This window comes from Paenibacillus sp. sgz302164 (genome assembly GCF_056120505.1).
Window position 1 is genome coordinate 60,126 of record NZ_JBVYOL010000025.1, and the last position, 19,077, is coordinate 79,202.

At 54.7% G+C, this 19,077-nt stretch carries 17 protein-coding genes and 1 riboswitch; of the genes, 11 read left to right on the plus strand and 6 right to left on the minus strand.

Annotated elements, in window-relative coordinates; genetic code table 11:
- Positions 1–32 precede the first annotated feature (32 nt).
- Positions 33–1,058 carry a HoxN/HupN/NixA family nickel/cobalt transporter gene (locus AC0LWT_RS30945; RefSeq protein ID WP_474685138.1) on the minus strand — a complete coding sequence of 342 codons (1,026 nt, stop codon included), beginning with the start codon at positions 1,056–1,058 and terminating at the stop codon, positions 33–35.
- A 166-nt stretch (positions 1,059–1,224) separates the two neighbouring features.
- Here AC0LWT_RS30945 and AC0LWT_RS30950 point away from each other — a divergent pair, with 166 nt between their 5' ends.
- From AC0LWT_RS30950 to AC0LWT_RS30960, 3 genes are all read left to right on the plus strand, one after another.
- Positions 1,225–2,031, plus strand: coding sequence for a sensor histidine kinase (locus AC0LWT_RS30950; RefSeq protein WP_474685139.1), 807 nt, complete (start codon positions 1,225–1,227; stop codon positions 2,029–2,031).
- Positions 2,031–2,699: a response regulator gene (locus AC0LWT_RS30955; protein WP_474685180.1), complete on the plus strand. Its 669-nt coding sequence runs from the start codon at positions 2,031–2,033 to the stop codon at positions 2,697–2,699. Before AC0LWT_RS30950 ends, AC0LWT_RS30955 begins: the two co-directional genes overlap by 1 nt.
- Positions 2,700–2,812: 113 nt before the next feature.
- Positions 2,813–3,430, plus strand: coding sequence for a YcnI family copper-binding membrane protein (locus tag AC0LWT_RS30960; protein ID WP_474685181.1), 618 nt, complete (start codon positions 2,813–2,815; stop codon positions 3,428–3,430).
- A 55-nt stretch (positions 3,431–3,485) separates the two neighbouring features.
- On the opposite strand, the gene AC0LWT_RS30965 is transcribed toward AC0LWT_RS30960, so the two are convergent.
- The 4 genes from AC0LWT_RS30965 to AC0LWT_RS30980 form a co-directional block, all read right to left on the minus strand.
- Positions 3,486–3,749 carry a YciI family protein gene (locus AC0LWT_RS30965; protein ID WP_474685140.1) on the minus strand — a complete coding sequence of 88 codons (264 nt, stop codon included), beginning with the start codon at positions 3,747–3,749 and terminating at the stop codon, positions 3,486–3,488.
- Positions 3,750–3,752: 3 nt separating this feature from the next.
- Complete coding sequence (locus AC0LWT_RS30970; protein WP_474685141.1) at positions 3,753–4,241, minus strand: dihydrofolate reductase; 489 nt, start codon at positions 4,239–4,241, stop codon at positions 3,753–3,755.
- A 34-nt stretch (positions 4,242–4,275) separates the two neighbouring features.
- Positions 4,276–5,070, minus strand: coding sequence for a thymidylate synthase (locus AC0LWT_RS30975; RefSeq protein WP_474685142.1), 795 nt, complete (start codon positions 5,068–5,070; stop codon positions 4,276–4,278).
- Between the two features lie 126 nt (positions 5,071–5,196).
- Positions 5,197–6,027 carry a helix-turn-helix transcriptional regulator gene (locus AC0LWT_RS30980; protein WP_474685143.1) on the minus strand — a complete coding sequence of 277 codons (831 nt, stop codon included), beginning with the start codon at positions 6,025–6,027 and terminating at the stop codon, positions 5,197–5,199.
- A 136-nt stretch (positions 6,028–6,163) separates the two neighbouring features.
- Here AC0LWT_RS30980 and AC0LWT_RS30985 point away from each other — a divergent pair, with 136 nt between their 5' ends.
- Together AC0LWT_RS30985 and AC0LWT_RS30990 are read left to right on the plus strand one after the other, a co-directional pair.
- Positions 6,164–8,224, plus strand: a complete 2,061-nt coding sequence (locus tag AC0LWT_RS30985) for a beta-galactosidase (protein WP_474685144.1) — start codon at positions 6,164–6,166, stop codon at positions 8,222–8,224.
- Positions 8,225–8,494: 270 nt separating this feature from the next.
- On the plus strand, positions 8,495–8,761 hold the full coding sequence (locus tag AC0LWT_RS30990) for a hypothetical protein (RefSeq protein WP_474685145.1): 267 nt from the start codon (positions 8,495–8,497) through the stop codon (positions 8,759–8,761).
- Between the two features lie 239 nt (positions 8,762–9,000).
- Here AC0LWT_RS30990 and AC0LWT_RS30995 read toward each other — a convergent pair whose 3' ends face one another.
- Positions 9,001–10,575 carry a PAS domain S-box protein gene (locus tag AC0LWT_RS30995; RefSeq protein WP_474685146.1) on the minus strand — a complete coding sequence of 525 codons (1,575 nt, stop codon included), beginning with the start codon at positions 10,573–10,575 and terminating at the stop codon, positions 9,001–9,003.
- Positions 10,576–10,747: 172 nt separating this feature from the next.
- Between AC0LWT_RS30995 and AC0LWT_RS31000 the strand changes: the two genes are divergently transcribed.
- The 6 genes from AC0LWT_RS31000 to AC0LWT_RS31025 all read left to right on the plus strand — a co-directional run bounded on the left by AC0LWT_RS31000 (position 10,748) and on the right by AC0LWT_RS31025 (position 18,739).
- Positions 10,748–12,007: an MFS transporter gene (locus tag AC0LWT_RS31000; RefSeq protein ID WP_474685147.1), complete on the plus strand. Its 1,260-nt coding sequence runs from the start codon at positions 10,748–10,750 to the stop codon at positions 12,005–12,007.
- A 68-nt stretch (positions 12,008–12,075) separates the two neighbouring features.
- Positions 12,076–12,120, plus strand: a riboswitch (PreQ1 riboswitch).
- 14 nt (positions 12,121–12,134) lie between these two features.
- Positions 12,135–12,635, plus strand: a complete 501-nt coding sequence (gene queF / locus AC0LWT_RS31005; protein ID WP_474685148.1) for a preQ(1) synthase — start codon at positions 12,135–12,137, stop codon at positions 12,633–12,635.
- Between the two features lie 711 nt (positions 12,636–13,346).
- Positions 13,347–14,363 carry a substrate-binding domain-containing protein gene (locus tag AC0LWT_RS31010; protein ID WP_474685149.1) on the plus strand — a complete coding sequence of 339 codons (1,017 nt, stop codon included), beginning with the start codon at positions 13,347–13,349 and terminating at the stop codon, positions 14,361–14,363.
- Positions 14,360–15,808, plus strand: coding sequence for a sensor histidine kinase (locus AC0LWT_RS31015; RefSeq protein ID WP_474685150.1), 1,449 nt, complete (start codon positions 14,360–14,362; stop codon positions 15,806–15,808). The genes AC0LWT_RS31010 and AC0LWT_RS31015 overlap by 4 nt, the downstream gene beginning before the upstream one ends.
- Positions 15,783–17,126, plus strand: coding sequence for an AraC family transcriptional regulator (locus AC0LWT_RS31020; protein ID WP_474685151.1), 1,344 nt, complete (start codon positions 15,783–15,785; stop codon positions 17,124–17,126). The genes AC0LWT_RS31015 and AC0LWT_RS31020 overlap by 26 nt, the downstream gene beginning before the upstream one ends.
- 221 nt (positions 17,127–17,347) lie before the next feature.
- Complete coding sequence (locus AC0LWT_RS31025) at positions 17,348–18,739, plus strand: sugar porter family MFS transporter (RefSeq protein WP_474685152.1); 1,392 nt, start codon at positions 17,348–17,350, stop codon at positions 18,737–18,739.
- Positions 18,740–19,077 lie beyond the last annotated feature (338 nt).

Here is a 19,077-nt window from a genome sequence, read left to right on the forward strand (position 1 = left end):
TTTGCAGCTCCGCCGCATACCGCCGACTTTTATTACACCTTGGCGCCCCAGCGCTCCTCAATGCGCAGTCCTTTCCAAATGGTGACGGAAACCGCCCAAGCCAGTACGAACAGGCCTACGAGGATATAACCGAGCATCCCGAAGTCCAGTTCCTGCAGCCATGTCCAGAAGCCGCCCTCCAGTCCCGCTTCCTCCGACAGCACCTGACCCAGCTCGACAGCCCCGATCACCAGCGCGGCCAAAACCGCTACCGCCGTGACCGTCAAGTTGTAATACAGCTTGCGCAGCGGCGTCGTGAAAGCCCATCTGTACGCTTTGGTCATGAACATGCCGTCCGCCGTATCGAAAAGGCTCATCCCCGCCGCAAAGAGCAGCGGCAGCGAGATGACGCCGAAGAACGGCATCGCCTCTTTGGCCGCGCTCGCGGAAATCGCCAGCAGAGCAATTTCGCTGGCCGTATCGAAACCCAACCCGAAGAGAAATCCCAGCGGGTAAACGTGCCAGCTTCTTTTAATGAAGGAAAAGAAAGGTTTGATCAGCCTGGTGATGAGTCCCCGCGATTCGAGCAGCTTTTCAAATTCGTCCTCGTTGTGCTCGCCCTTGCGGTATTTTCGGAACAACTGGAACAAATTGACCAGAATGATCAAATTCAGCAGACCGATGATGACCAAAAAGCCCCCGGACACCGAGGCCCCGATGACGCCTCCGACCCGCTGCAGCCAGGGCAGCTCGCGCGCCGCCCATTGAACGGACCAGGCAGTCGCGATCGCCATCAAAAATACGACGGAGGAATGCCCGAGAGAGAAGTAAAATCCGACTCCCAGCGGATTGCTCTTTTGCTCGAGAAGTTTGCGGACGGTGTTATCGATAGCGGCAATATGGTCGACGTCAAAAGCATGGCGCATGCCGAGCGTGTAAGCGAGCAGCCCGATCGCCCAAAAGGAAGGATGATCCTTGGCTACGCTGTACAGCCCGAACAATCCTATAATATGCAGCAGGACAACACTGACGGCGTACCCTGCCCAATTTCTTTTTTGTTGAAATATGCCATTCGGCATCGCGGCTCCCCCATCCTTTTCCAATCGTGTTACAAATCATTAATAATGTAGCACAAGAGTAGGCGAATGAGAAGCTTGTTTCCGGGATTTTGTGAAGAAAACCAACATTTCTCCTGCTATAATAGAATTCATGCCAAATATTTGTCAGCCATAAGGAGTTGGCCCTATGTCCCTAAATATTCTCAAGCTGTTTACGATTTTTCTGCCGGTATTGATCATCGGCGGCTTTGAGTATATCCGCCATGAATTTTTATTGAACTATTTGTCCATGGAAGCCGGCAATTTTGCGATTACGCTCATTACGCTGCTGCTCTCCTACCTTTTTGCCTCCTGGATGTTCCGGAGCATTACGCGCATTAACGAAAAACTTGCCGCCGGGGAGGCCCGGAGAGCCGTGTACGAAGAACGCGAAAGGCTGGCGCGCGAGCTGCACGACGATTTGGCGCAAACGCTCTTTTTCCTGAACGTGAAGCTGAAGCAGGGCAAACTGGAAGACGCCAAAGCCGCCGTCTCCGAGATCGATAATTCGCTGCGGCAGGCGATTTTCAACCTGCGGACTCCGCCCGAAGAAGGCACCGCCTTCATTGTGCGCATCCGCAAATGGCTGCAGGACTGGCAGGCCGTCACCGGCATCAGGCTGGAGGAGCATATCGCCATCGCCGAGCAAAGCTTCGGCTCCGGGGAAGAGGTGCAGCTCTTCGGCATCATTCAGGAGGCGTTTACGAACATACGCAAGCATTCCAAAGCGTCGGAAGCCGCCATCTCGCTGACCGCTTCACCGGCGGAATGGCGCCTGCACATCGTTGACGACGGATGCGGTTTGCAGCAGCAAGAGCCGGCCGGCAAAAAATACGGCATCGAGCTGATGCGCAAGCGGGCCGCCGAATTGAACGCGGCGTTCGAAATCCGCTCTGCCGAAGGCCGGCCGGGCACGGAGCTTATCGCCGTCGCACAAAGGAGGAAAAGCCAGTGATATCGAAGCAAGCTTACCGCGTCCTCATCGCAGACGACCATCCGCTCGCACGGAAAGCCGTCCGCAGCATGCTGGAAGGAGAACCCGAGTTCTTCATCGTAGGCGAAGCGGCTAACGGCGAGGAAGCCGTCACGCTGTGCGGGGAAGTTCAACCGGATGTCGTGCTCATGGATATTCACATGACTCCGGTCAACGGTCTGGAAGCGACGCGGCGCATCAAGCAGCTGTACGGACATATCCGCATCGTCATGCTGACCGTCTCCGATGACGTTGCCGATCTGTTCACGGCGCTCCAGTTCGGCGCGCAGGGCTATTTGCTGAAAAACATGGACCCTGACGAATGGCTCACCTACTTGCACGCGCTGCTTGACGACAATTCCGATGTCGCCCGGCAAATGGCGGACAAGCTGTTTCACCGCTTCCGCGCCCCGTCGGGAACGCAGCCGGACGGTCCTCATCCCGGCATGCTGACCTCCCGGGAGCAGGAGATTGCCGCCTACGTGGCGGCCGGGGACAACAACCGGCAGATCGCCGAAAAGCTGCTCATATCCGAACATACGGTCAAAAACCATATGAAAAATATTTTGGAAAAGCTGCAGCTCGAAAACCGTGTACAGCTTACGGCGTTCGCCGTCAAATTCGGCTTGACACGAAAAGGACAAAACTAGCTGCAAAAATAGCCCAGTTGAGTCATACTGTTTTGCTTGATATTCGCGTAAGATGGACATCATGGTGAAAGAGTTGATTCGAAAGGGGATCCCGTATAGTGTTTAGAAAGATCATGGTTCATGCAGTTGTTTTGCTCGTTTGCTCGATGCTTTTCGCTGGAATCGCCAGCGCCCATGTGACAGTGCTCCCTAGCGAGACTACGCAAGGTTCGTACGAAAAGTTTACCGTTCGGGTGCCGGTAGAGAAAGATGTGGCGACGACAAAAGTGGAAGTCAAATTCGCGGTAGATTCGGTCGCCATCTCCCGCTTTGAGCCGAAGCCAGGCTGGAAATACGATATCGCCAAGGATGATTCAGGCAAAATTACAGGGGTCACCTGGACCGCTACCGGCGAAGGCTTGGCGAAAAACGAGTTCGGCGAATTCAGCATGCAGGGAAAAGTAGCGGATGCCGCTACGCAGATCGTTTGGAAAGCTTACCAAACGTATCAGGACGGCAGCGTCGTTGAATGGGTCGGAGCAAACGGATCCGACAAGCCCGCTTCCGTGACGACAGTGAAGCCCAAACCGGCCGGAGCGGCGGCCGACAGCCACGGCCATACGGCCGCTGCTGCAGAGGCGGCCCATGACGGAGGCGCTTCCTCCTCGAATACGGCGCTGTATGTATCCATCGCGGCTGTTGTGCTCGGCGCTTTGTCACTGATCGTCTCCTTGTTCAAAAAGCGCGCTTAACGAAAAAACAAGCCCTGACCGGCTCTGATATGCAGAGCGGCCGGGGCTTGTTTGTTTAGCTGATGACGACTTCCCATTCGTGAAGACGGCACTCTCTGGCGCCGGTTTTGACGAATGGGTCTTCACCCGCCAAAGCGGCGGCTTCTTCCAGCGTCTCGGCCTTGTAAATGACAAGGCCTCCGGTACCGTCGGCAAAGCGCCCGTTGGCGAAAATTTTCCCTTCGCCCCGGCATTTTTCCAAATAAGCCAGATGATCGGGGCGATACTGCTTGCTAAGCTCTTCGTCTTTCATAGGCAAAAATGCGGCAAAGTATTTCATAGACTATTCCCTCTTTCTGTCGTAGACGCGAAATTCGTACACGTATGGATTTTTTTCGTTTTGCTCCCCTTGCTCGCAGGAAACAAGCTCCCATTCCGACAAATCGAACTCTTTGAAATAGGCGTCGGCTTCAAACTCATGGTCGATAAAGGTGATGTACATGCGGTCCGCCTGCGGAAGCAGCAGCCGGAATACTTCCGCTCCTCCGATTACGAACAGCTCTTCTTCGGCAAACCCGTTTACGGCTTCCTCGGCCGAATGTACGATCTCGCAGCCTTCGGCGCGAAAATCGTTGTTTTGCGTCAGGATGACGTTTCTCCGGCCGGGCAGCGGCTTGCCGATGGAATCGTACGTCTTGCGGCCCATCAAAACCGGATGCCCCATCGTCACTCTTTTAAAATACTGCAAATCCGCCGGCAAACGCCACGGAAGCTTGTTGTTGCTGCCGATAGCCCGGTTCCGGTCCATCGCAAAAATAAATGAAATGCTCAAGAGCGAATCCCTCCAATCCTGATTAGCAGCGGCGTTAGACCGCAATCGGCGCTTTGATGCCGGGATGCGATTGATATCCGGCGATCTCGAAATCTTCAAACCGGTAGTCGAAAATCGAATCCGGCTTGCGGTTGATTTGCAGCGTCGGCAGAGCGTACGGCTCCCTTGTCAATTGCAGCTTGACCTGCTCCAGATGGTTCAAATAAATGTGCACGTCGCCGCCGGTCCAGATCAGCTCGCCGACCTCCAACCCGGACTGCTGGGCGACCATATGCGTCAAAAGAGAGTATGACGCGATATTGAACGGAAGCCCCAGAAAAGTATCGACCGACCGCATCTGAAACATGCAGGACAACCGGCCGTTCGCTACATAAAATTGAAATGCGTAGTGACAGGGCGGCAGCGCCATGCCGTCCACTTCCGCCGGGTTCCAGGCGCTGACCAGGTGGCGTCGCGAATCCGGGTTGTTCCTGATTTGCCGGATCACACCCGCGATCTGATCGACAGCTTGTCCGTCCGAACCTAGCCAGATGCGCCACTGCGCGCCGTACACGCGCCCGAGGTTCCCCTCCTCATCAGCCCATTCGTCCCAGATCGTAACCCCGTTGTCATGCAAATACTGAATATTGGTGCTTCCGCTCAAAAACCACAGCAGCTCGTGAACGATCGATCTGATGTGCAATTTCTTCGTTGTCAGCAGCGGAAATCCTTGCTGCAAATCGAATCTCAATTGCCGGCCGAATACCGAAATGGTGCCGGTACCGGTGCGGTCCTCTTTTTGAACCCCGGTGTCCAATATATCTTGAAGCAGTTCCAAATAAGCTTTCATCAGCCACCTCGATTAAACTGTTATGCTACGAATTTTGCCCGTTCTCCGAGACAATTACTACAATTATAGCAAAGGACTTCCGAAACCGACAGTAGTCCCTGGGCATAATTATCAAAGACAGGTGCGTCAGCCGAACAGCATCCGGTATTCTTTGGGGGACATGCCTTCGAGCTGTCTGAACACTTTGATGAAATAGCTCGCTTGCGAAAAACCCGCCTGCACGGAAACCTCGGAGATCGGAAGGCGTGTGGAAACCAAGAGCAGTTTCGCCCTGACGATGCGGCATTCGGCCAAATATTGATTGGGCGTCTTCCCCATTACGGCGCGAAATAAACGCAAAAAATGGTACGAGCTGTATCCGGACAGGCGGGCCATCGTGTCCAAAGTCCAGCGCTGCTCGCACAGCCTGTGGATCGTATCCGCTACAGCCCGGATCGAATGCCGCTTTTCCAAAGGAATCGTCCCGTCCAGCCGCGCGGAATTTTGCAGCAATTTGACCAAAATTTCATAAAGCAGCGCCGAGAGATGCGGCTCGTGCCGGGTTTCGAAGGCGGCGCACATGCCGTACATATCTTCGAACAAATCCTCAAACCGCACTTTCGGCTCGAACGAAAAAAACCATCCGCGCGACTGATCCACCTCCTGCAGCAAAGGCAGCGGCGTCCCGACGTCAAAATGGATCCATCTGATGTCCCAAGGGTCGGCCGCGTCGGTCCCGTATTGCTGAAAGGCCCGTCTAGGATAAAGAAAACCCGTCCCGGCGCTTAAAGGAATCCGTTTGCCATCGTGAAAAACGTAGCCTTTTCCGCCAAAAATCAAATGCAGATTGTAGCTGGACAGCGAGCCTTCGCTCCTGCGCTCCATATGCTGCGGGAAATCGTAATACCGGCCTGTCATGTCCGGGTAACAAACGTAGTGAGGGAACGCGGGTGGCGGTACATAATATTGCTGTTTCACAGGCGTCTCCTTTCACGGGCAAGAGAGCAACATCGTCTTATAAAAGCAGGATTTTATTATATACTGGCAATAATCTTGATTTTACAATGAAATAGAAAGAACATGAAAGCATATTTTTCATATTTGGAGGTTGGACATGAAAAGCGCTGCTGCTTTTGAAAAGTTCGAACTGGGCGTCTGCTATTATCCCGAACATTGGCCGGAATCGATGTGGGACGACGATTACCGCCGGATGCGCGAACTGGGCTTCACGATCATCCGGGTGGCGGAATTCGCCTGGTCGATCTTCGAACCCGAGGAAGGACGGTTCTCCTTCGAGCTGTTCGACCGGACACTCGATCTGGCTCACCGCCACGGACTTAAAGTTATTTTGGGCACGCCGACGGCTACGCCTCCGGCTTGGCTGACGCATAAATATCCTGAAGTGCTGAACGTTACGTACGAAGGCGTCACCCTGCATCACGGCATGCGGCGCCATTACAATTACAGCAGCCCGAAATACCGCGAGCTGTGCGCGCGGATTACGGCGAAGCTGGCGGAGCATTACGCCGGCCATCCGGCCGTCGTCGGCTGGCAGATCGACAATGAGCTGAACTGCGAGATCGGCGAGTTTTATTCGCCGGCGGATCATACTGCATTCCGCGAATGGCTGCAAGTCAAATATACGACACTGGAGCGGCTCAATGAAGCGTGGGGAACCGTGTTCTGGAACCAGACGTACTCGGACTGGTCGCAGGTTCATTTGCCCAGGCCGACGCCGAGTCCCCGGCAGCCGAACCCGCATCAGGCTCTCGACGAGAAGAGATTCATTTCCGACAACACGATCTCGTTCGCCAAGGTGCAGGCCGATATGATTCGCGCAGCGGCGCCGAATCACTGGATTACGACCAACGGGCTGTTCGGGCATTTGGACAATCATCGCCTGACGGACGAGCTGCTGGATTTTTTCAGCTATGACTCTTACCCTCAGTTTTCGACCATCCGCGGCGATCAGGACGACCCGAACCCGCTGCTGGACAGAAGCTGGAGCCTGTCGCTGTCCACAACCCGCTCCATTTCGCCGAATTTCTGCGTGATGGAGCAGCAGTCGGGGCCCGGGGGCTGGGTCAACCGGATGGATATGCCTTCCCCCAAACCGGGACAAATGCGCTTATGGACGTACCAGTCCATCGCCCATGGCGCCGATATGGTGCTCTATTTCCGCTGGCGCACCGCGACCTTCGGCAATGAAATTTATTGGCACGGCATCAATGATTACCATAACCGGCCGAACCGCAGAGTGCGGGAAGCCGGCCAGATCGGGAGCGAGCTTGCGGCCATCGGCCAAAGCATCGTCGGAACCCGCAACGTGGCAAGCGTTGCGATCGTCCGCGACTATGACAACGAGTGGGACGGCGAGTACGATGTGTGGCACGGCCCTTTTACCTGGCTTAGCAATAAAGCCTGGTTCAAAGCGCTCCAGCGCAGGCATATCCCCAGCGATGTGCTGTATTTGCGAAGCGGCACGACCTTGGAAGAGCTGACGCGGTACGAGGCGCTCATTTACCCGCACCCGACCATCATGCGCGACGAAACGGCCGCTTTGCTGAAAGCGTACGTGCTTCAGGGCGGCAAAGTGATCTTCGGCTGCAGAACCGGCTATAAGGACGAGCGCGGCCAATGCTATATGCGTCCTTTTCCCGGCGCAGCCGCAGAACTGTGCGGTATAACGGTCGAAGAGTTTACCATGATCAAAGGCACGCGCCGGCCGACAGCGATGCGTTGGGCAGACGACCCTTCCGCCTTGACGGAAGCGGCTGCTTTTAATGATGTTTTGCAGGCGGACGAGGATAGCGCCGTAGAGATCGCAGCCGTGTACGCCTCCGATTATTATGCCGGCAAGCCGGCCGTTACCAAAAACAAGCTCGGCCAGGGCGAGGCTTGGTATTACGGCGCGGTCTTCAATGAGGACGCAGCGGGCCGGATGATCCGGCTCCTCGGCATCGCCTCCCCCGCCGCCGATTGGCTGGAACTGCCCGAGCAGGTAGAACTGCAAATCCGGCGCGGGGCGGCCGGCAGCTTCGCCTTCCTGCTGAACTACAGCGAAGACGCCGTCACGATCCGGCTGAAACAGGAAAAAGCCGACCTCATTACCGGCAAGCGCCTGAGCGGCGAGTTCCAGTTGGAAGGGTTCGGGGTTTTGATTTTATCCGAATAGGGGAGCCGCTGGACAACACACACAGGGCGATTGCTTGCAGGATGCTCCGCCGTTCGAAGCGCGGAAGCGCGACCGAGGGGCGACGCAGTGCGGAATGCGGAGTGCAATCGCGCCGATGTGCAGCTCCCCAGCGCGTGGTGTTGCGCTGCATGACAGGGGTCGGGCGACCTGAGCACGCGGAATGCGCAGAAAAGCCTGCAAAAGTACATCTTTTTGCGCCTGTTTACGCTTGCCGCGAAAAGTAGCCCCCAGCGCGTGGTGTTGCGCTGCATGGTGGCGATCGCTCGACCTGAGAACGCGGAATGCGCAGAAAGCCTGCAAAAGTACATCTTTTTGCGCCTGTTTACGCTTGCCGCGAAAAGCAGCCCCCAGCGCGTGGTGTTGCGCTGCATGACGGCGGTCGGGCGACTCGAGAACGCGGAATGCCGCAGAAAGCCTGCAAAAGTACATCTTTTTGCACCTGTTTACGCTCGCCGCGAAAAATTCCTGCAAATCTGCAGGCTTTTCGCTGAAATTGGGGGCCCAAGCCCATCCTGACCGAAAATTCCTGCACAATCGCAGGCTTTTCCTCCAAATGGGCCTTCTCCATCGAAAAAGCCTGCACTTTTGCAGGCTTTTCGATTGGTAAGCTACTGTTTCATTTGAGGTCAAGCCACTTGCCGCTGCTGGAATGTTACTTTTTTTGCAGGCAGCTAAGTCTCTGATTGGTATGCGGGAACGCCGTGATGCCGGCTGGGGCGGAGTTTTGCGTCGCTCCATAGTGGCTCAAACAAGCGTCACAAGCCCACTGCGCAAGGGAGCTTGATCGTAAAGGCAGCCCCTCCGCCGGCGGCGTTTTCTACTTGGATGGATCCTCCGTGATTTTGGATGATTTTGTAGCTTACAACCAAGCCGAGGCCTGTGCCTTGGGGTTTCGTTGTATAAAACGGCTGGCCGAGGTTTTTCAGCTTTTCTTGGGGAATGCCCGGCCCCTGGTCGACAATGGAAACGGTGATCACGTTAAGGTCGAGCCCGGCGGTAATGGTGATTTCGCCGCCTTTTGGCATTGCTTCTATCGCATTTTTCACAATGTTAATGAACACCTGCTTCAACTGGTTCGCATCGCACATGACAGGAAGAGGGGCAAAGGTGTATTCCTTAAAAATTTGCACACCGCTCATGATCGCCTGCGTTTCGAGGAGTGCGCTTACATTATTGAGTATTTCACAAAGATCGATGGCCTGCACGGCTTTGACGCCAGGCTTGGCCAGCAAAAGCAGCTCGCCGGTTATAAGCTCAATTCGTTCCACCTCGGAGCGAATGATCGAAAAGTAGTCGAGGTTTTCCGGAAATTTTTGTTGCGCCAGCTGCACGAAGCCTTTAATGGCTGTCAGCGGGTTGCGGATTTCATGGGCGATGCCGGCGGCTAGTTGGCCTACGGCGTTCAACTTATCGGATATCCGCATGAGCTCATCCGTCTTCAGGCGTTCGGTCACATCCCGAAGAAGCACATGAATCGCCGGCTCGGCATCGTCATTGGCGGGAAATCCCGTCGCTTCGACGTCGAGGATTTGTCCGTCCAGTCGGATGACTTTCAGCGGCATCCAACTGCTCGTAAACCCATTTAGCCCGCTGCGAATTCGGGTCTGCACCTGCTGCCGGTAATCGGGATGGGTATATTCCAGCACAGGCCGGCCGACAATTTGCTCGGGACGATCCGCCCCGAACAGTCTCAGTCCTGCAGGATTGCTGTACGCCCATTCATAGCCTTTTATGATCATGAACGGCTCGGGCGAGTTTTCCACCAGCTGCTTGAACGATTTCTCCTGCTGCTTGGTCCGCTCCCACAGCTTTTTAAGCATCGTCATGTCGCGTCCGTCGTTCGCTTGAAGGACGCGTCCTTCCGTATCATAAATCAAAATCGCATCGGAAGAGCGGTTAATGAACGATTCGTATTTTTCTTGCACCGCGAGCAGTTTTTCCTGCTGGTTCTTCATTATAGTTATGTCATGGACAAAACAGATGTAAAAAGGAGCCTCGAGCCCGTACAAATTTTCTTTTTTCATGTCTCCCTGTACGAGTCCCCATACGGTATGTCCTTGCTTGTGGAAGTACCGCTGCTCCATGCTGAACGGCTCCGGCGGGTGTGTGCCGAAGGCAAACTGCGCTTGGGTCAACGGGGCATCTTCCGGATGCGTAAGCGCGTACAAATTCAGGTGCAGCAGTTCCTCTTCCGCATAACCTACGAACTTGCAGAAACCGGCGTTGGCTCTCATGAATCGACCGTCGGGTCCGACGAACATAACGCCGATCGGCATGCAGGCGAACATGTCAAACATCGCTTCATCCAAAGGGTTTCCTTTTGTCGCCATATTCGTACATTCCACCCTCGCTCATGACTTTGATATGTAAAAGTATACAATGGATATCCAGAGATTGGCTATAACATTGTTGTTAGGCACCGACTCCGGCTTATGTGGTAAAATAAAGGAAATCTGTCAGGGCCGTTGCATCTTACACATATCATTTTGGAGGTTTCATTTTATGGAAATCGAGCACAAGCTTGCAGCCGCGCCATCCCGCAAAAATTATTATTATTTGCTGCTGGTGACCTTCGTCGGCTTTCTCGTTTTCGGTTTTTCCGAAAATATTAAAGGACCTGCCATCCCCCGTATTCAGAGCGACTTTGCGCTCAATGAAATACAAATCGGCACCCTGCTTTCGCTCAATTCCTTGGGCTACCTGCTTGCCTGCAGCTTCACCGGCTTTCTGAGCCGTAAAATCGGGCTGAAACTGACATGCCTGATCTCTTTCGGCTCCATGGTCATATCGGGAGTCCTGATTGCGGTTTCGCCGCAGTTTTTGTCGTTCTCTTCCTCTTACTTTTTCATGTACATCGGCAACGGGATGCTGGAAATCGCGCTGGCTATCCTCGGGGCTAAAATTTTCACCAAAAACACCGGCATGATGATGAACCTCGCTCATTTCTTCTACGGATTAAGTTCCATTGCCGCGCCGATCCTGGCTTCCATATTGATGGGCGCCCATTTGGGGGGCGGCGAATTGGGATGGCGGGGCATGTATATGATCATGCTCGCTCTCGCGCTGCTTCCGATGATTCCATCGGTGCTCTCGAAGTTTCCCGGAGACGGCGGCGGCGAAGCGGCGGAACAGATTTCGATGAAAGCCTACGTCCGTGATCCCGTAGCTTGGCTGATCGTCGCTATTCTTTCCTTCGGCGTCGTATCGGAGCTGTCTATCGGCAGTTGGCTGGTCAACTTTTTGGAAAAAGCTTACCACTGGGAAATGGCCGAAGCTTCCGGCATGCTGTCCGTCTTTTTTCTGTGCTTTACGCTCGCAAGGCTGGTCCTCGGACCGCTTACGGACAAAATCGGCTTCGTCTTCTCGCTCATCCTGTTCTCCGCCTTCTCGGGCTTATGCTCGCTCGCAGCGATTGCTGCAGGACCGCCGGGAGCTTTCCTATTCGCTCTGGCGGGCGCCGGGATCGCTCCCATCTATCCGACGGTGATGGCCATGCTCGCCAAGCGTTACCGCAGCGGCAGCGAGACCGCGATCACGTTCACGGTAACGATGATGGGCATCGCCAGCGTGATCGGCAATTTCCTCGTCGGCGCGATCACCGACGGGTTCAAGTCTTATTTTGCCCGCACGGGCGATGCTGAGACCGGACTGGTCGCAGGTCTGCAAGCCGGCTATATATTTATCGCCGCATGCGCGCTTGCGTGCGCGGTAGTGAGCTTCATTTTGTACAGAATGCTCAAGCGGCGCGGCGAAGCCATTTAAAAGCAAGGATGCTTTTCCCCGGTGTGTATGGTATATTTCGAAAGTAGCCGGCTTGAGCTTGGCCAAAGTTCGCAGAGGTTCGCAAACTCCCTCTATAAAAAAACTAAGAAAAAGGTGGAAACCACTTATGACAGCAGGAAGAAGCAGCGAAGAATTGCAGGATATTACACTGCTTGGCAATCAAGGGACCAAGTACGTTTTCAACTACGATCCGGGCGTTCTGGAAGCGTTTGACAACAAGCATCCGGACAGAGCCTATTTTGTGAAATTCAACTGCCCCGAATTCACCAGTTTATGCCCGATGACCGGGCAGCCGGATTTTGCGACTTTGTACATCTCCTATATTCCCCATATTAAAATGGTGGAAAGCAAATCGCTCAAGCTGTATTTGTTCAGCTTCCGCAATCACGGCGATTTTCACGAAGACTGCGTGAACATCATTATGAACGATTTGATCGGCCTGATGGACCCCTGGTACATTGAAGTCTGGGGCAAATTCACTCCCCGAGGGGGCATTTCCATCGACCCTTACTGCAACTACGGCAATCCCGGCACAAAATACGAGGCAATGGCCGAACACCGGCTTATGAACCACGACCTGTATCCCGAAAAAGTCGACAACCGATAAATAGAGCATAGTAAAGATGGGTGCGGGACAGGCGTTCTGCCTGATGCAGGCATAGTCGAAAATTACGACTGTGCTAAGCATCCATGGCCAAAGACGACGGAGCTGTTCGTAATATGGCTTAGCCGCAGGGGAAAACCTGCAAAAGTGCAGGAATTTTCTGTGCATGAGGTTCATTTGGAGGAAAAGCCTGCGATTGTGCAGGAATTTTCAATCAAAATGGGCCTACGCCCTGGTATTCGCGAAAAAACCTGCACATTTGCAGGAATTGTTTCGCTGCGAGCGTGCCGATGGCAAAAAACTGTACTTTTGCAGGTTTTCTCCGCATTTCCAAGTAGATTTGCTTTTTTCTAGCATGTGTGCGAGTTTCTCGAGAGTCTGATTTGCAGCTTTTCCCCACATTTCCAGGCAGATTTGCTATTGTCCAGCGTGTGTGCGGGTTTCTCGATAGTCTGTCTGATTTGCAGGTTTCTTCGCGTTGACAGGAGCGAAAAGCTCGCTCGGTCGATCGGGTATACCGGGTTGGAATACAACATCTAGCGGAGTATTTCGCTTCTGCTAGCGCCGGGAACCGGCATACTGAAAGCGGGCGGCATTTTGCCCGCTTTTTCGGGTTGTCCCGTCCCCGAGGTTCCTGCACATACGCCGCTTTGGTTTCTTTTCCGGCTTTTTGTATAATGACGTATGAGTCTATCCGACGGGGGCCGTGACTTCATGTCGAATCAAAAATGGAAAATTGCCATACTATTGCTATTTGCACTGTTCGCCTTCTTGCTGCTGCAATTTTTGCTCTCGACGATCCGCATCCGGGCCTTGGTCAAGCCGCCCGAAGCCGGTCTGCCGAACGGCCAAGCGGCTCGGCATGTCGTGCTGATTTCCCAGGAAATGGACAATCCATACTGGAGGTCTATCGAGCAGGGGGCCCGAGAAGCTGCCGGGCAGTTCGGACTGGAGCTGGAATATACCGGGCCGAACCGCATCAATCCGGCGGAGCAAATCCGGCTGCTGGAAAAAGCGATCGCGGCCAAGGCCGATGCCGTGCTGGCGCAAGGAATCGGCGATCCGCAGTATCGGCGGCTGATCGATAAAGCCGTTTCGCAGGGGATCGCGGTCATCGCCGTGGATACGGACGAGCCCGGCAGCCGGCGGCTCTCTTACGTAGGCACCGACAATTCCGCGGCCGGCGAGCGGATGGGCGAACTTGTCGCCCAAGCCGCAGGCGGTCAGGGCACCATCGGCGTGATCATCGGCAATGAGCAGGCGTATAATCAACGCCTGCGGTTGGACGGATTTCGATCCGTCATTAAGCGTTATCCCGGACTTGCCGTAGCCGAAGTCCGCTCGTCCGACATTTCCCGCCTCCAAGCGGCCGAACAAGCGGCCGACCTTCTGACGCAGCGCCCGGAAATCGGCTATATGGTCGGCTTGAGCGCCCTGGACGGGCCGGGAATCGCCGAAGCCGCGCGCCGGGTGAAGCCGCGCAGCCTTGCCGTTTTTGCCTTTGACGATGTGAAGGAGACGAAGGACGGCATCCGCCAGGGACAAATCGCCTCCGCCATCGTCCAGCAGCCGCACGAAATCGGCTATCAGGCCGTTTCGCTGGCGAACGATTTTTTTCATGGCAAAGCGGTGCAGCCGCAGCTGTTCACTTCAACCACCGTGCTGGACCGCGTCAGCGTCGGCAGTGAAACCGCCGGCGGAACCGGCGAAACCGGAGGAAACGGACCATGACGATCCGTACCAAACTGCTTTTATTTATTCCTCTGCTGGTGCTGCTGACGAATTCAGTCACTTTCTTTTTGTTCGAAAACGGGAAAGCCGTCCAGCAAAGTTACGATACGAGAATGGACCGCTTTCTCTTATACAAACAGTCCTCCCAAAAAGCCGAAAACATGCTGAAAACGCTCTACAACTACCTTCTGAGCCCTGACGAAAACAGCCATGCGGAGCTGAACGCAATGCAGAGCGAGCTGCTTACGCTGCGCGCCTCACTGGCCGGTCAGCAGAACGCGGCGGTCAATCCGTCCGTATTGGCCGGCTACGCCAACCTGATCGGCACCCTTTTGGAACAGGCGGGGGCGTCGCTGTCCAAAGCCGATTCCCACGAATCCCGCGAGGCGCTGAACCATTACGAGGACGCGGAAAAGACGACCGGCTTTATCCGCGATGAAAGCCAGCATCTCGTCGATTTGGAGCTGAGCTCGTACCAAACCGCCTATCAGGATATTCATGATGCGCAGCAGCGGATGTACTGGCTGGGCGCGGCGGTGTTCGTCGTGAACACGCTGCTCAGCATCGTCCTTGCGGTATGGATATCCCGCAGCATAACGTGGCCGGTCAACCGCCTGGTGCAAACAGCCAGACACATCTCCCGGGGAGACCTGCATACGGATGCGGGGCTGCCCAGCGGGGATGAGCTCGGCTTATTGTCCGATACGTTTCGGCAAATGATCGGCGATTTGCGGGAGCTGATGGCCAAAGAGAAGGAAAGCCTTGAGAAAGACCGGCTTATGAAGGAACTGGAGCTGCAAGCTTTGCAGAGCCAGATCAATCCCCATTTTTTGTTTAATACGCTGAACAGCATTTCCAAACTTGCCCTCATCGAAGAAGCGGAGCAGACCAGCGATCTGATCGTATCCATGTCCAACCTGCTGCGGTACAATTTGCGCAAGCTGGACGAGCCGGCGACTTTGCGGGACGAGCTGGCGCATGTCCGGGAATACATCCGGATTCAGCAAACCCGGTTTCGCGACAGGGTCAGGTTTGAAACGGAGGTCGATGAAGCCGTGCTGAACGAACCGATCCCTTTGCTGACGATCCAGCCTCTTGTGGAAAATGCGTTCGTCCACGGCATTGAAAAGATGGAGCGCGGCGCGGTCATTCGCTTGAGCATTCGCGGCGAAGCCGATGCGGTAGCGATTGAGGTCACGGACAACGGCAGCGGCATGAGCGAGGAAACCCGCCGGTCGATGCTGCAGCTTGAAGCCGGGGCCGGCACTAAGGATTCCGCGGGCATCGGGACCAGGAATGTGTTTAAGCGGCTGCAGTTGTTTTACGGAAGCGGCGACTGGGTGCATATTCAAAGCGAGCCCGGAAAAGGAACGACGGTATCCGTCCGGATTCCGTATCGAAAGGAAGGTGACAGGACGCATGTACCGGATGTTGATCGCGGATGACGAGGCGCTGGAGCGCGAAGGGCTGGAATGGATCATCCAGCGTATGATGCCGGATACGTTCCAGGTGATTCATGCGGAGAACGGACGGCGGGCGATCGAGCAGGCGGATGAGCACCGTCCGCACATTATTTTCATGGATGTCAATATGCCCGGCATCCAGGGGCTTACGGCTCTGCGGGAAATTCGGCGGCGGCTGCCGGATGCGAAATTCGTGATGGTGACGGCTTACGACCATTTTGCTTATGCCCAGGAGGCGATGTCGCTCGGAGTCAAGCAGTACATCGTCAAACCGGCGAGCCGCGAGCAAGTCGTCAAAACGCTGCAGCAGCTGCTCGAAGAGCTGGATACGGAAAAAAGCAAGCGCGCAGAGGAATTGGAGCTGCGGGACAAAGTGTCCCAGCTGCAGCCTTTGGTCGAAAACGAGCTGGCTATGCTTTTCATGGTCGATCAGGTGCTCGATGCGAGCGTGGAGCAGTTGTCCGAGTGGCTGGAATTCCCCATTGACGACGGCTGTGCAATCGTAATCGCTTTTCCGGAGCATCTGCATGCCCGCACGAAGAAAAAGATATACGACACTATCCGGAATTTTGCCAAAACGCACGGCTCATGCATCGTCAGCTCGCTGATCGATCTGCACATGGCTGTTTTCCTCAGAAAATCGCCGGAACTGTCCGCCTCCTTGTGGAAAGCAGAAGTTTTGAGCTTCGGCGAAAAGGTATGCTCCTTGACCGAACGCCAGCTGGAGCTGTCCGTTTCGGTCGGCATCGGGACGGAGCGCAGCGGGTCCGAAGGTTTTCGCAAGTCATATTTTGAAGCGGTATTTGCTTCCACTTGCTATGACCAGGGCGGCCGGGTATGCAGCTTCGATGACCTGAAAGAAGGCCATTCGGACGGGCCGTCCTCCGCCAAAGGCGAACCCCTGTCATCGCCGTCTCCCGCCAGGCAGTCCTACGTCTTGTCCGCGCTGGAGCGCATCCGGGAAGAGCGCGAGCAGCAAACCTTGTCGGTGCTGGACAAAGCGAAAAGCTATATTCGGGACCAATACACCGAAGACATATCGCTGGAGGAAGTCGCCGATTTCGTCCACCTCAATCCCCACTATTTCAGTAAGGTATTCAAGCAGCAAGTCGGCGAAACGTTCATTGATTTTGTAACCGGCTTGCGGATCGAAAAGGCCAAGGAACTGATCGCTGCCGGCTCGGTCAGCCTTAAGGAAGTATGCTTCGAGGTCGGATACAAAGACCCGAATTATTTTAGCAGGGTGTTCAAAAAAGTAACGGGAGTCACCCCGACCGAGTACCGCGGCCAGACCAAATAAGCCCAAGCGGGCGATGTTCACGTCTTGAACGGACGTGGACTTTTTTGTGTTCGGACAGCAAGAATGTGCTAGTCCGGCCGCGTAGGGGGCGATGCGCCGGCAATTGCAAAATAAATGCGGCAAGACCACAAATAAGTGCAGACGATCCCTCCTTTTGCGAACTTTGCGGCATGCTATAATGAACTCGTTTCCGTATGGAGATACTGAGAGGAGTGATCAAAATGGAAGCAGCTGTTCGCATAGAAAACGAAAATGAAAAAATCAGCATCAAGTTTGTAACGCTCGTTTCGATTATCGCCGCATTGGGCGGTTTGCTGTTTGGCTTCGATACAGCCGTTGTCTCGGGCGCGATCGGATTTATGCAGGAGCGGTTCGGCCTGAATGAAGTGCAGGTCGGCTGGGCCGTATCCAGCCTGATCATCGGCTGTATCGTCGGCGCCGCCGGTTCCGGCGTGCTCAGCGACAAGTTCGGCCGCAAAAAAGTGCTTATCGCCGCGGCCTTCTTGTTTATTATCGGCTCGCTCGGCTCCGCGATTCCGGCTACTTTTTCCGGATACATTATAGCCCGGATCATCGGCGGTGTCGGCATCGGCATCACCTCGACCCTGTGCCCGCTGTACAATGCCGAAATCGCGCCGGCCAAATACCGCGGCAGACTTGTCGCGTTCAACCAGTTTGCTACGGTTACGGGCATTTTTCTCGTATATTTTGTCAATTTGAGCATTGCCGGCGCCGGGGACGAGGCATGGAATATTTCCACCGGCTGGCGCCTGATGTTCGGCATCGGCGTCATTCCCGGCCTGCTGTTCATGGCGCTGCTGTTTTTCGTGCCTGAAAGCCCAAGATGGCTGATCAAGCAAAAACGCCCCGCAGAGGCGCTGCCGATTCTGCTGAAAATTCATGGCGAGGAACTTGCCCGCAAAGAAGTGCTCGACATTAAAGAATCGTTCAAAGAGGAAAGCAACGGCTCCATCAAAGAACTGTTTAAACCCGGGCTGCGCTGGGCTCTCATTGCGGGTGTAGTGCTGGCTATCCTGCAGCAGGTGACCGGCATCAACGCGATCATGTATTACGCCCCGGAAATTTTCAAGCAAATGGGCGCGGGCACAAGCGCTTCGCTGGTGCAAACGATTCTCATCGGCTTCATCAATTTTATGTTCACCATCTTGTCTTTATGGCTGATCGATAGAGTGGGACGCAAAGCGCTGCTGCTCGTCGGGTCCGCAATGATGACGCTGTGCCTGCTCGTTATCGGCATCGCTTTTCATACCGGCTATACAAGCGGGCCGCTCGTGCTTATTTTCATCCTGATCTACGTGGCATCCTTCGCCGTGTCGCTCGGACCGGTCGTCTGGGTCATTTTGTCAGAAATTTTCCCGAACCGCATCCGCGGCAGAGCTACGGCAATCGCATCCATGGCGCTGTGGGCGGCGGACTATATCGTCTCCCAATCGTTCCCGCCGATGCTTCAATCCGCCGGACCTGCCATCACCTTCTGGATTTTCGGCGTAATGTCGCTGTTCACATTCCTGTTCACCTGGCGCGCCGTGCCTGAAACGAAAGGAAAATCGCTGGAGGAAATCGAATCCATGTGGACTTCGAAACAAGCTTAAGCTTTTATGAAAGAAGGGGTTGTCTCAACGGACAGCCCCTTCTTTATGCACAAAAGCAACTCCGCCCGACAGACTCCTAACGGAAAAAACTGCTGATTTGCAGGCTGCTCAGAAACCCACAAGCCGAACCGATCGCCCACAATCTGCCTGGTTGCGCGAAGAAAACCTGCAAAAGTACAGTTTTTGCCCGGTTGATACGCTGGTCACGACGAATTCCTGCAAATGTGCAGGCTTTTCGCCGCGAACATGGGCTCAGATTCATTTTCGCGGAAAATTCCTGCACAATCGCAGGCTTTTCGCCAAAACGAGCCACTTTTGCGAAAAAAACTGCACTTTCG

Excerpts from the sequence above, each read along its gene's own strand:
- AC0LWT_RS30960 (WP_474685181.1), top strand. The coding sequence starts at position 2,813 with ATGGTTCATGCAGTTGTTTTGCTCGTTTGCTCGATGCTTTTCGCTGGA.
- AC0LWT_RS30990 (WP_474685145.1), top strand. The coding sequence starts at position 8,495 with ATGGTGGCGATCGCTCGACCTGAGAACGCGGAATGCGCAGAAAGCCTG.
- AC0LWT_RS30985 (WP_474685144.1), top strand. The coding sequence starts at position 6,164 with ATGAAAAGCGCTGCTGCTTTTGAAAAGTTCGAACTGGGCGTCTGCTAT.
- AC0LWT_RS30975 (WP_474685142.1), bottom strand. The coding sequence starts at position 5,070 with ATGAAAGCTTATTTGGAACTGCTTCAAGATATATTGGACACCGGGGTT.
- AC0LWT_RS31000 (WP_474685147.1), top strand. The coding sequence starts at position 10,748 with ATGGAAATCGAGCACAAGCTTGCAGCCGCGCCATCCCGCAAAAATTAT.
- AC0LWT_RS31010 (WP_474685149.1), top strand. The coding sequence starts at position 13,347 with ATGTCGAATCAAAAATGGAAAATTGCCATACTATTGCTATTTGCACTG.
- AC0LWT_RS31025 (WP_474685152.1), top strand. The coding sequence starts at position 17,348 with ATGGAAGCAGCTGTTCGCATAGAAAACGAAAATGAAAAAATCAGCATC.
- queF (WP_474685148.1), top strand. The coding sequence starts at position 12,135 with ATGACAGCAGGAAGAAGCAGCGAAGAATTGCAGGATATTACACTGCTT.
- AC0LWT_RS31015 (WP_474685150.1), top strand. The coding sequence starts at position 14,360 with ATGACGATCCGTACCAAACTGCTTTTATTTATTCCTCTGCTGGTGCTG.
- AC0LWT_RS31020 (WP_474685151.1), top strand. The coding sequence starts at position 15,783 with ATGTACCGGATGTTGATCGCGGATGACGAGGCGCTGGAGCGCGAAGGG.
- AC0LWT_RS30995 (WP_474685146.1), bottom strand. The coding sequence starts at position 10,575 with ATGGCGACAAAAGGAAACCCTTTGGATGAAGCGATGTTTGACATGTTC.
- AC0LWT_RS30950 (WP_474685139.1), top strand. The coding sequence starts at position 1,225 with ATGTCCCTAAATATTCTCAAGCTGTTTACGATTTTTCTGCCGGTATTG.
- AC0LWT_RS30945 (WP_474685138.1), bottom strand. The coding sequence starts at position 1,058 with ATGCCGAATGGCATATTTCAACAAAAAAGAAATTGGGCAGGGTACGCC.
- AC0LWT_RS30965 (WP_474685140.1), bottom strand. The coding sequence starts at position 3,749 with ATGAAATACTTTGCCGCATTTTTGCCTATGAAAGACGAAGAGCTTAGC.